Raw genomic sequence first — 12,256 nt, 5'->3', positions numbered from 1 at the left:
TGAGCCTGGATGGAGTGAGCGAGAGTTTGAAACACGGAGGCACGGAGATCACAGAGCAGGTACGGGGACGAATTCTCTGTGCCCTCGGTGCCTCCGTGTTTTCAACTCATTCACGATTCATTTCAGTACCCATTGACGATCCGGCTGATGCCATCAACGACGCGCTGCTCGTGGAAATTGATGAGCAAACCAAACCGAAATTTCAACAAACGAAGATGCGATAAAACTTGCGCCTTATCGACCGGATGAATTGCAGATTTTGCCTTTAGCTCAACGACAACCTGACCGTTCACAATCAGATCAGCTCGAAACCCGCACTCGAGTTTCACATCGTCGTAGATAACAGGGACCGGCATTTCTTCAACGACCTCGAGACCTCGCTTGCGGAGTTCGTACGCCAAGCAGATTCGGTAGGCCGATTCTAATAGACCGGGACCAAGTCGTTTGTGGACTTGGATCGCGGCACCGATGATTGCTTCAGTCAATCGGTCCACTTCACTCATCGTTATCCTTTCCGTGATCGAGTTTGAAACACGGAGCCACAAAGATCACAGAGCTGGTACGGGGACGGATTCTCTGTGTCCTCGGTGCCTCCGTGTTTTGCTTTCCGAAACCCACTTGGCACCTGGTTTCGGCAACTCAGGAAAAAAAGAGTGGGCAGCTTTCTTTCGCATGAATCTGCCGGTGTTTGGATGTGGGTCTACTGCACCAATCCTTCGGTGACTTGCAGAAAGACGTCTTCCAGACTTTTCTTATGAGATTCGATCTCGGCGACCAAGAATCCCTCACCGCACAACTTGGCCACCAAATCTGCTTGTTCTTGAATGTCACCGTGAAATTCAAATCGGACGAGTTCGCCGTCGACCACCACGGAATCCACTTGGTCCAAAGGTTCCAGCCAACGGGCGGCCTGATCGGCACGTTGTAGAATTCGAATTTTCAAGTCGCGGTGCGACGCCTGTTGGTGTTGGATCTGTTCGACCGACCCGGTTGCCAACAATTGTCCTTGTTCGATGATGCCAACGGTGTCACAGATTTCCGCCAGTTCGGTCAAAATGTGACTGCTGATCAGAATCGTTTTTCCTCGATCGGCCAATTCACGAATCATCCGTCGCAATTGAATGCGTGCTCGCGGGTCCAACCCGGCCGCCGGTTCGTCCAAAATCAAGACAGCCGGATCATGAATCAGGGCACGTCCCAAACACAAACGTTGCTTCATGCCTTTGCTGAGCCCACGAATGGGTTTTTCGGCCATGCCCTCGGTGCCGGTGAAGTTCAACACCCAACGCAAACGCCGCAGTCGATCGTCCCCGGACAACCCATACGCTCGTGCAAAGAAGTCCAAGTACTCGCGACAGTTCACATCACGATAGGTGCCGAACGAATCAGGCATGAACCCCAGCCGACGACGGACATATTCGGGGTCGTTGACCACGCTGAAGCCGTCGACAAAGGCGTCGCCATAGCTGGGCAAATCCAGCGTCGCCAAAATCCGCATCGACGTCGTTTTTCCGGCGCCGTTGGGTCCGATGTATCCGAACACGTGGCCCGGGTCGACCGAAAACGAGATGTCATTGACCGCTTTGGTTTTGCCGAAAAACCGGTGCAGTCGCCTCAGTTCGATACACGGCCCGGTGCCCGTGTGGACGCTGGGAACGATTCGATTGCTGGGCCGATGGTCTGGCGTGGTGCTGGGTTGACCATCATCGACCGCTGGCGGTGCGGATGCGGCCGCGTTGCTTGCCCCAGGTGGCGTGGGTGTGTTCACGGCAACGTCCCCATCACAAAGTGGATGCTTTCAACCACCTCCACATCGTCCAACACGATGGCGGATCGGGTGATGGGTGCCAGGGCGACAAACTGATTGGGTTGCAATGCACTTTGAAACAACAATTGTTCTTGCAGTTCACGTTCCATCGCCCCGTCTTGATACCGTGTCATGTCGGCACGACCGAACACGCCCGACTGGATAACATCATAAATCAGATCCCGATACCGAGTGGCGGTGCGACCATAAGTGGAACTGGAACGACTCCAATCCACCATTTCATAGCTGCCACTTAAGCGCTGTTGGCGAAAGACCATCCCCAACGCTTTGCCAATTTCGGAATCTTTCAATTGCCGGAGTTCGATTTCTTCGCCGGCTTTGACCACCGGAACGTACCAATAACGATTGTCGTCGCCACGGACCACCAAGTTCTGCAGTTTCCAGGGAAGCCCGTTGGACAGCACCGGTGGCGGAGAGGCCCGTATCGGTTCCGCGGGCTGAACGTCGGGCAGTGATTCGCCTTCATCGCCGCCGTTATAAGACATCGGGTCAAGCTGTTGCTGGACCGTTTCCAGCACCTCCAGCACGGGACGAACCTCGGGTCCGGGGGGACGCACCCAGGACAGGTTCCCCAAATCGCGGACCACACGGTGGGCGACGAATTGGCGTTGATCTCGCGACGGCAAGAATTGACTGTCGAAACGCTGATATTCGTCATCAATCACCAACGCCGGAACATTCCGGACCGCGTCTTGGGCGATCTGGTGCATCGTACGCTGACCGCCTTGGCGATACGGATAGACTTCATCGCTGGCCAAGAACTTCAGGTCATCCGAGGGCTGCATCCCGGCAAAGTACGTCACGCGATCACGCTGGGTGGCGTGCCCCGTGACTCCATCGACGACGGTGATCTGGCGGGCACGAGCGGTCACATCGAACCCGTCGCTGATCACCCCATAAGCCAACAGCGCACCCGTGGTTCCAAGTGCAAGCACCGGAGCAATCGCATACATCAAATGCAAACGACCTGTCTTGCTGGTCCAATAATAGGAAAGCGGTCCGACGCAAATGACGAAGACCGACAAAAAGCCAATGAACGCGTACACCGGCGGCTGGGATACGCCGGGAATCAACCATCGAAAGTAACGCTGATCGCCGATCAGTGGGTCCACGCCTCGGCGAACGATCGGAACGTGGTCCAGTGTTGCCAACTGTGCTTGGACGACGGGCCACGACAAATCGATCGCGGAATAGGCTCTTTGCTTGACTGGGATCACCACCAGTTGCCCGGCTCCGACGCGAAACCACTTTGTATCGCCGGATTGACGGAAAAGCTGGTGGTCGGCATCGATATCAGATTGCAACGCAATTGCGGCGTCGCGCACGTCCGCCGGCAAACGGATGCGTCGGCCTTGTTTGTCCAAGACGGGCAAGGCGCGACCGCCGAATGCCTCGAAACCCGCCATCGGGACCATCGGATTGTCCGCTTCGGTGTACTGCCCATATGGCGCGGGATTCATTTGGCTGTCGGTTTGCATCGCATCGGCCTGCGGCGGCAATCCGCCGGTCAGCGAAACCCAGTTTTCAATCGACGGTTCCAGCATTTGCTGCGCGGCGGACTTGGCCGCATTGACCGGTGTCCAATCAACCGACGGCGGATCGCGTTCAGCCACGCGGCCGTCGCCCAGCCCAAGCGTCGCAAGAGTTTCCTGGACGTTGGCCGAATCCAAGACCACCAACGCGCCGCCGGACAGGACCCAATCGGAAAGTGGCGTGATGCGGTCGACGCGATCCTGTGCCAAAGTGCCCAGGGTCGCATCACTGAGCGTGACACAGGAAAACCGGTTGTAGATTCGCCAGTCCGCAAACGCCATCGCGGCATCGATTCGCGTCCAACCCCATCGATCCAGCGGCATCCGACTTCGCATTGCCAACAAACGCATCAGTCGGCCACGCGTCGAATCGGGGGCGACATCATCGGTGACGTAGGGCGATGATTCGATCCATTGGTTGTTGGGGCCGGACGCCGAAGGACTGATCCACAGGGGCCGCACCAAACGTTCCCGCGAGGTGGCTTCGCGAATCATCTGGCTTTGACCATTGACCGGTCCGGCTAGCGTCGCCTGGCAACCAGGAATCGGCATCCCTGATTCCATCAGCGTCACCGTCATCGGCCGGTTCCAGGTGTATCGCGGCACGGCGTGAGCGACGTTGACCAACCGCGAACGCTCGGCAACACGAATCGGAATGTCGATCTGCACCAAATTCGTGGCGGGGATGACATCGGCGGGTTGTTGTTCCAGCCGCAAGACAAAATTTCGATCTGCCGGAAACGCGCGTGCTGATCGAAGCGTCACGTCGACAGGCAGGTAACCGGCGTCATTGAATTCGGGGATCGTCACCACCACGTTGAAGCCCAATGCGGCGGTGGCTGTGGGTGGAATGTTGATGCGTTGAAAACGCTGATTGGACACCCGGATGCCGGGCATCGTTGGCTTGGTGACCGCGTAAGCGTTATTGGACTGGCCATGGACAATGGACGCGACGCAACCGCATGCCAGGAAAATCAATGACGCGATCACACTGCTCCGCCACCGATCGCCTGGACGACCACCTGTTTTGACTCGGTTCAATTTCATGGGCATGCAGTTTTCTGCGACAGGGTCCCGACGGGTTCTTTGCAGACTTAGGAAGAACGATCCCGCGGCGGCAACCACTGAGGCGGCAGCTGGCCATCGGCGAAGGGGCTGCCGACCAACGCATCCGGATCTTCGCGTCGAAAGAAGACCGCAAAGCTCCATGCGATCAAGAAAAAAAGCCCCAGTGTTGCGAAGAACGCCGCAAGATACCCAGCCACTGACATGAAGGCGATCGCGATGGCCACGCCTTCGCCGGCTTGTCTGGCAATCGCGTACAGAATCGCTCCCACCAGCGTGGCGGCAAACAGCCAGCGGATCGAAATCTGTGGCACCAAGCGGCTTCGCTGGATCGGTTGGAACGATGCTTCGATAGCACCGTCCCCGCGATCAGGTTCGCCGTGGTGATGCGGGCTGTCATCCGACGGGCCGACAACCCGATCGTCGTGTGTGGGTGCGGTGGGTTCCATTCGATGCGCAAACGCCCCAAATCAGTTGGAAAGGGGCCGGGGCCAAAGAAGACGCCCCCGGCAGCGTCAGCGCATCAAGATATCAGATCACCACATACGACGTGCGACAGAGCGGTGTACGCGCACCGCCGGTGTGCTGCCTACAGTCCCAGATCGAATTCTTTTTCGTCGTCACCTTCGGCATCAGATTCCGATTCGGATTCCATGGCTTCGATCTGATCGCGGTGGCCTTGGGCGGTTTCTTCCATGTCGATCTTCTCGTAACAAACGGCCAACGCTTTGTGCGCGTTCAGCTTCAACGAATCGACAGCCAAGGCGCGCAACAGATCCGGAATCGCTTCGTCGTAACGTTCCAACCGATACAGAATCTGGCCGCGCGTTTCGTAGAAGTGGGGCGTCGTCTTGGGCTGCGTCTGCTCGATCGCTCGTTCGATCAGTTCCAGTGCGTCTTCCAATTCGGCGTCGTCGCGGGTCGTCATCGCGACGGCCAAGTTGTTCAGAATCGCTGCACTTTGCGGCAGCAGTTCCGCCGCGATCTTCAAGTGCTTCATCGCTGATTCTCGGTTGCCACGCATCAAAGCACCGGTCCCCAAGATGAAGTGCGACACGCCGGGCGACGATCCTTCGACCAAGGTGCGTTGCAGCTTTTGGACTTCGGGGTTATTCGACTGTGCGGTCGACAGAACCATGTCGGCAACCAGCGTCAAGACACGTGGATTGTCGGGTGCGAAGCGGACCGCGACCGACAGCTTGCGCATCAAATCAGCCTGGGATTCCGGCGTATCGGTTGCCGTTTCCTTCATGTGCATGATCCAAGCCACGATCGCTTCGCCCATCGCCGAACGGGCACGTTGACGTTCTTGGTCGGTCTTTGCACGATCGACGGCTCGTTTGATCGTTTGGATCGCCGGCATGTATTGCTTATCAAACAGTTGCGTTTGCGCGACGGCCAGGGCCAACACCGTGTTGGTCGGGTCATCGTCCAGCATGCCCGAGACGTGCTTCAGCGTGTGGCGTCCCAGTTCATCCGCCTTTTGTTCGTCGCCCAGCCGCCGGTAAATCGCGGCCGCCTGTAATCCCCGCATCGGGAAAGCCGTCGACAATTGTTCCAACAATCCCGCCGCGTCCTTCATCCGGTCACTGGCGATCAAGTAGTCGGCGTACAGTTGTTTGAAGTTCACATCATCAGGCGTCTTTTCGTTGACCAGCTTCAACAGATACCCAAACATCTCCTTTTCGTCGTCGTCCAGATTGCCCCATGACTTGCCGACGAAATCCTCGGCGACCAGCCAGCGTGCGGCCTGTTCGAATCGTTTTTGGGTCGCCAACTGGGTCATGATCGACTTGGCTTCGTCGTCACGTTCCTGTTCGTGCAAGACCAACGCCAAGCGAAAATTCAAATCATTGTCATTCGGCTCGGCCCGCAGTTGGCGTCGCAGCACCAATTCCATCGTTTCATAATCGTCTTGTTCGCTGGCGTCGGCCAATTGGCGTGCAATCAAACTGCTTCGCCAGTTCGAATCATCGGTGAAGGCCACGCCGGCAATGACGACCAGTGCCAAAATCAAGATGATCGCGGGAATCGCACGCGGCGCTTCCTTCCACGGAATCGAGTACAGGTAAGCGCTGATGAATTGTCCGATCCAGCGGAACCAATTGACCGGGTTCAAGTATTTCATGTTCGATCAGGTCGGGTTGATGATTGGATGTTTGGCGAAGTCGTGAACAACGATACCGGGGGAAAAGATTCAGGCTTCTGGCTTGGCAACCGATGCCGAATCGGGATTCACAACGTTCTTCGCAACAACGGCTCGCGCCTTGACGAACTCTTCTTGCAACTGACGAATGACTTTGTTGTCCAGCTTCTTGGGCGTGGGCAGCCAGAACTGGAACATCATGATGTCGGTTTGATCGATGATGCCGTTTCGATCCAGCCGACCAAACAACCGCGAACCAAACGCACCAAAACTGCCGGGCGATGATGGGATCGAACCGTCATAGGAGACGGCCGAAAACATCAGCAGACCTTCTTGGCCGCCGGGACGTTTGAACCGAGCGGTGACGAACGATTCATCATCACTCAGTTCCGGCATGACTTTGATATCGACGTCATCGACGACGTCACGATTGACCAGTTCCCAATCCAGGTTTTGATAGCAGACACACAGTTCGTGCCATCCGCTGTACGGCTGGCTCAGCACGACTTGGCCGACCAATTCGCCGACTTGGACTTGCCACAAATCCGCGTTCTCGCCCAGTCGCGGATTGTTTCCGTCACGCGCGGTGGTGTGATCCGAAAACTGGAAAATCTCGAATCCATCGCCCCACATGTCAGGCGCTGGTGCGAACAGAGCGTCCGAGGAGTGGACGGTCTGGGTGGGAGCACGCGATTGCATGCGAACCAACTGGCCGATCGATGCCAACATCAGTAAACCGGCGACGCCGACAAACCCATAGCGGACCAAAGGATTCTCGATGGCCGATTGCATCCAACCGGGCAATTGTTGATTGCGATACCGGCGGCTTTCGCTTTCATCAAACGAACGGTAACTGGATCGTTGGTCGGGCTGAGGCGCGTCGCTGACCAAGAAGTTCCAAAACCGTACGAGCGGGTTGTCCAGCATGCCGTCGGAAGTGAATTCGACCGGGTGCAACAACGTGATGATCAACTGATCAAAGGACAACAACAGTGCCGCCGCCAGCGCCAAAGTCGTGTACCCCAAAATGTCGTGCGAGATGCCGGACGAAAGGTCCGTGCCGTTCCAAACCGCAGCCAGAGCAACGGTGGTGACGCGAACGACGTTTCCGGCGACCGCCAACAAAATCGCAATGGCCAGGTAGAACGGTGCCAACCACAAACGACGTCGCAAAAACGCGACCAACAGTGATGCCAAAAAGGCCAGGGTGAAAACCGACTGGATTCCGCTGCAGGCTTCGGCCACAAACAACTCGCGATCGGCCAGCTTGATGATGTTGCCTTCGATCGCGTGCGAGACGCCGAACACGTCCAACATCACGCTGGACAGTTCGGTGGTCAAATTCTGTAAGTTTTGGATCAGCAAGGTGTCCAAGTTCAGCGGCAACTTCACCAGCATCAGCAATGGGAATCCGAGCGCCAGCAGTGAAATGTCTTCGTCGCCACGCAATGACGCGACAAACGCGATGCCGATCAAGACGAAAGCGAACCCGCCCAACCAAACCGCTTGGTTGACGATCGCCAATGCCAACGTGGCAATCCCCAAGACAACCAACGACCACCCGAGCCATCCCGCCGGCGGATAATACTGGCGATCGCTTCGTGTGTAGATCAAAGCACCGACGGCCAAGAACACGAAGGGGAAGTATTGATAGTGCGGTGCCGCCCACATGTCGGCAAAGTAGGGAATCAACAGCGGCACACACGCCGCGAACAGACCTCCCCAGAACCACATCCACTTGGACGTGCGATCGAAGAAGGATCGCGACGGTTGGTCGCTTTCGGGTTGGTCGAACGTAACCGGTGCATCAACGGCGACCGGAGTTTCAGATTCGATCGTGGACATACTATCTGGTGGGACGTTGGAAACGTGCTTTGTCGAAACGTTGGCTTTGAATCGCGGTCGGATCCGTCGCCTGGATGCGAATTTTCCATCACGCCCAAATGAGCTGGCGTTACAAATAATTCGCACCGTGGTCCCCACGCAACGGCCATGGCGACCGCGTAATAGGGGTGGTTGGCAGCCGTGCCAGAACCGAATCCTGTCATCCTAACGCCCAGCGGCGGTCGGGTCGGCCAAGTTGTGGGAAGCAAGGCTGATGATCCGGCCGACCCTGAAAACCACCGTGGACGTCGAGGTCACGCGGATTCGGGATCCAAGTTTTCCGCCGTCTCGTCCGTGGTTTCACCGGCGGGCGGGACAATGGCGGTTGGGTTTCGCGAAGCCCAAAAGGTTGCAGCACATCCGATCAGCTGGCCATTTTTGGGACTTCGGTGCGATGCAGCGACCGAACCATTGGAACAATGTTCACGTGTCGAAGCACCGACTTGGCATTCTGAACTAGCAGTCCCCGGCATTGCAAGCTTCACACACGGCGACTTCACACTCTTTTAGGATTCAAGACCGCAGTAAACGCACCGGCCGCAAACCCATCGGGATCACGGCCGGTCGTGTTACCTAAAATTCCGTCGGACGGGTCTGCCCCGCGTCCAAACTCTACGAATCAGCCTGGTGATCGCTTGGCACGCTGGGGCGTGTGACGGGCGCGGCGGCGGCGACGGCTTCGTTTTGAGGCGGCATCGCTTCGGACGGGCGGACGCGGTTTTGTGTGCTGCGTCCACTGACGACCATGCCACTTCGTTTCTTGCTGCCCTTGGGCACCACTTCGCCGGCGTTGCCGCCGCGTCGGTAGTACTTCTTGGCATAGCGGCTGTAGCGGTAGTAGCCGTATCCGCGGTAGCCATCACTGCTGGACGCTTCGTCGGAGTTGTTGATCACGGTACCAATCAAGTTGCCGCCGACGCTGTTGAGAATGTTGACCGCTTCGCGAGCGTTCAACTTACTCTTGCGGCGAACACGCAGTGTCAGCAAGACGCCGTCGACCAGGCTGGCCAAGATGCTGGGGTCTGTCACGACCAACAGCGGCGGCGTATCGACGATCACATAGTCGTAATGCTCGCGAAGCTGTTCCAGCATTTCGGCCATCTCTGGCAACGTCAACGCTTCGGCCGGGTTGGCCGGAATTGGACCGCTGGGCATGACGTCCAGGTGCCCCAGTGGCGTCGTGTGGCATGCCTCCTGCCACTCACATTCACCGTTCAGAACATTGGTCAGCCCAAGCTGATCTTGCATCACAAAGTTATCGGTCAACTGGGGACGCCGAAGGTCACAGTCGATTGCCAGAACACTCTTGCCACTCTGTGCGATGGCACACGCCAAGTTGCCCGCGATCGTACTCTTACCATCCCCGGGCAACGGGCTCGTGACTTGCAAAATCTTGCCGCCTTGGACCCCCGCCAATTCGAAGTAGGTTGCCGTTCGAAGCGACCGGACCGATTCGGCGGCGACGGACGACGGCGAGTGCAGGACGGCCAAACAGGGATCCAGTTCTTTGTAGGGACTGTCCTTGTCTGCGTTTTGACCGCTTCCACGTTTTGTCAGTCGCTTTTTGAAGAACGGGACGTGCGTCAGAACACTGGTGCCCAGGCTGGCGGCGATTTCGTCCGGGTCGCGGAAGGTGTTGGCGTTCTTTTCCAACAAGAATGCCATGCCGGCACCCAACGCCAATCCCAGGAAGCCGCCGATGCCAACCAGTTTCCATAAGATCGGTGCGACCAAGTAAGCGCCTTTCGCGGCGATCAATTCAACGACACGCGTTTCGCTTTCGGTACTGGTCGACATGTCGACGCGAGCCATGCTTTCGCTGACTTGCGTGACCAATTCACGAGTCCCCTCAATCTTGTTTTGCAGTGCGATGTAGTCGACTTCTTTGTCTGCAAGCAAACGTCCTTTGGCGGCTTCGGATTCGATTTCTTTGGTCAGCAGATCCAAGCGTTGCTTCAACATGTCGACCTTGGTCTTCGCGGTGGCTTGAACCGCATCGATGGCTTGCAAGGCCTGCTTGGTCTTGCGTTCTTCATCATCCATCAGCTGCCCGATACGACTGGAACGACTTTGCCCCAGGCGGTCCAAGGCCTTTTCCAACGACGCGATTTTGTTGTCCAGCACTTTGACGTGCGGGTGACCCTTGCCGAGTTCCGCGGCCAGTGCATCGCGATCGGCTTTCAACGGAGCCAGTTCTTCTTGGACTTCCATCGACGCCAGTTCGCCGTCGTCGGCTCCCATGGCCAGGCGTGTGGCGTCCAATTCCTTAGGCAGACTGAGCGGACGATCCAGCAGTTGCGAAACAATCGTGAAAGCCAGTCGTGGATCTTCAGCGCCTTCGACGGTTTGTTTGATCGATCGATACGTCAGTTCGGAATCGACATATTCCTGCACCAGTTTGCCACGATCCGCCATCAGTTCCTGGACACGCACACGGTGAGGGTTGATCGCGTTGCCCTGTTCGTCGAAGAAGAGATCGGATTCCTTGCGGAATTGAGCGTAGATGGACTCATATTTGTCCAGTTGCGGTTGGACCTTATCCGTCGCCTCGTTGATGAATCGTTTCAGCTCATCACGGCTGTTGCTGTACTTTTTGTTGTAATACTGCTGCAGCGACTGGCTGAACGCTGTCACCGCCGCGGTCGACAAATCAGGATTAGGGCTGTCGAAGTGCAGAAGTGCGACGACGGATTGAGCCGTCTTCACATCGGAAACCTCGGGCTCCAATTCCAGCACCTCGTCTTTCTTCACCATTTCGACGAAGCGTGCCCAGGGACCGTCGCCCTCGTCCAACGTTTCGTGGTATTGGATCATCTCGGGGTTTTCAAAAGCCCCTCGAATGACCTCATCGCTGAACAATTGGGCTTGGACGATTTCAATGCTCGGCACGCCGCCGACCATTTCGCCGGTCATCGTGTCCATCACTGCGGGGCGATTGGACTCGATCATGATCTGGGTCGTTGCCCGGAATGTTTCGTTGGTCCGCAGGAACAACAAGAATCCCGCCACCATGCCCAGCATGGTCGGCAGAGCCACCGCCCAGCGGTAACGCCACATGGCCGCACCGATGTTGGGCATTTCATTTTTGCCGCCGTCGGCTCCATCGCGATCCATCATCGCGATCGGCGCCTGCATCATCGCAGGCGAATTGGAATACGGGCGATTCGAAAGTTCGTTCGTGCTCATGCGAATTTCGTTGAAGTAGTACAAGATCCCGCCGCAGCTGGGGGTTCGCTCGCTTGGGGGGGAGAGGACACTGAACTGGCGATTCATATTACAGAGGGGTGGCAAACCAGACCAGCAAATGTGGCCACTTCCTGGCGGTTTCCCGACTTGCGGCGCGCCACAATGCACGCATCCCTCAAAGTCGCCACGTCCCACCTTGGACGCTCCGAAACGGACGACCGGCAATGCCCATCAGCCGATTTCGAATTTCTGCATTCCCCGCCCCGGTCTGACGCGATTTTGTTGTGCCCGAGCCGCAAGTCGGAGGCTGTTTCCCCGCGTTTGGCGACGCAATTTGACCGCCGCGGCCGGAAAAAAATCAGCCCCGTCGCGTCAATTCACAAAACTCTCATCAAACGCCCACGAACTCATCCGACTTTGCGGGTCATGCAAAGAGTGCCGATTCGATTCGGCTGGCTGACAAAGTTTGACGTCCAGGCGGACGCTTGGTCAAACGAAACGTTCGCCTGCGGGTCAATCCGGAGCACCGTTATCCTGGATCCGCCCGAGACCACGGTACCCGGCACGCACTGGCCGCATGTATTGACGTTAAGTCCAAGTGATTTCTATACTTCG

General features: G+C 57.0%; 7 protein-coding genes. All 7 read right to left on the bottom strand.

What is annotated here, in order from left to right; translation table 11 throughout:
• Positions 1-122 precede the first annotated feature (122 nt).
• The 7 genes from Mal65_RS11270 to Mal65_RS11240 all read right to left on the bottom strand — a co-directional run bounded on the left by Mal65_RS11270 (position 123) and on the right by Mal65_RS11240 (position 11,641).
• A complete protein-coding gene (locus tag Mal65_RS11270; RefSeq protein WP_145297335.1) occupies positions 123-503 on the bottom strand; it encodes a GxxExxY protein in 381 nt (126 codons plus the stop codon).
• 197 nt (positions 504-700) lie between these two features.
• Positions 701-1,660, bottom strand: a complete 960-nt coding sequence (locus Mal65_RS11265) for an ABC transporter ATP-binding protein (RefSeq protein WP_145304846.1) — start codon at positions 1,658-1,660, stop codon at positions 701-703.
• 104 nt (positions 1,661-1,764) lie between these two features.
• A complete protein-coding gene (locus tag Mal65_RS11260; RefSeq protein WP_145297332.1) occupies positions 1,765-4,407 on the bottom strand; it encodes a hypothetical protein in 2,643 nt (880 codons plus the stop codon).
• Positions 4,408-4,454: 47 nt separating this feature from the next.
• Positions 4,455-4,874 carry a hypothetical protein gene (locus Mal65_RS11255; protein WP_145297329.1) on the bottom strand — a complete coding sequence of 140 codons (420 nt, stop codon included), beginning with the start codon at positions 4,872-4,874 and terminating at the stop codon, positions 4,455-4,457.
• A 140-nt stretch (positions 4,875-5,014) separates the two neighbouring features.
• A complete protein-coding gene (locus Mal65_RS11250; RefSeq protein WP_145297327.1) occupies positions 5,015-6,553 on the bottom strand; it encodes a tetratricopeptide repeat protein in 1,539 nt (512 codons plus the stop codon).
• A 69-nt stretch (positions 6,554-6,622) separates the two neighbouring features.
• The gene (xrtU, locus tag Mal65_RS11245; RefSeq protein WP_145297324.1) at positions 6,623-8,416 is read right to left on the bottom strand and encodes an exosortase U; all 1,794 of its coding nucleotides are present in this window, start codon (positions 8,414-8,416) and stop codon (positions 6,623-6,625) included.
• A gap of 651 nt (positions 8,417-9,067) precedes the next feature.
• On the bottom strand, positions 9,068-11,641 hold the full coding sequence (locus tag Mal65_RS11240; RefSeq protein WP_165701208.1) for a polysaccharide biosynthesis tyrosine autokinase: 2,574 nt from the start codon (positions 11,639-11,641) through the stop codon (positions 9,068-9,070).
• Between the last annotated feature and the right edge of the window lie 615 nt (positions 11,642-12,256).

This window comes from Crateriforma conspicua (genome assembly GCF_007752935.1).
GTDB lineage: Bacteria > Planctomycetota > Planctomycetia > Pirellulales > Pirellulaceae > Crateriforma > Crateriforma conspicua.
This window is presented reverse-complemented; position numbering and strand designations above follow the sequence as displayed.

What these genes read in the sequence shown, in the direction of transcription:
- xrtU (WP_145297324.1), bottom strand. Translation starts at nt 8,416, where the DNA reads ATGTCCACGATCGAATCTGAAACTCCGGTCGCCGTTGATGCACCGGTT.
- Mal65_RS11260 (WP_145297332.1), bottom strand. Translation starts at nt 4,407, where the DNA reads ATGAAATTGAACCGAGTCAAAACAGGTGGTCGTCCAGGCGATCGGTGG.
- Mal65_RS11250 (WP_145297327.1), bottom strand. Translation starts at nt 6,553, where the DNA reads ATGAAATACTTGAACCCGGTCAATTGGTTCCGCTGGATCGGACAATTC.
- Mal65_RS11240 (WP_165701208.1), bottom strand. Translation starts at nt 11,641, where the DNA reads ATGAGCACGAACGAACTTTCGAATCGCCCGTATTCCAATTCGCCTGCG.
- Mal65_RS11270 (WP_145297335.1), bottom strand. Translation starts at nt 503, where the DNA reads ATGAGTGAAGTGGACCGATTGACTGAAGCAATCATCGGTGCCGCGATC.
- Mal65_RS11255 (WP_145297329.1), bottom strand. Translation starts at nt 4,874, where the DNA reads ATGGAACCCACCGCACCCACACACGACGATCGGGTTGTCGGCCCGTCG.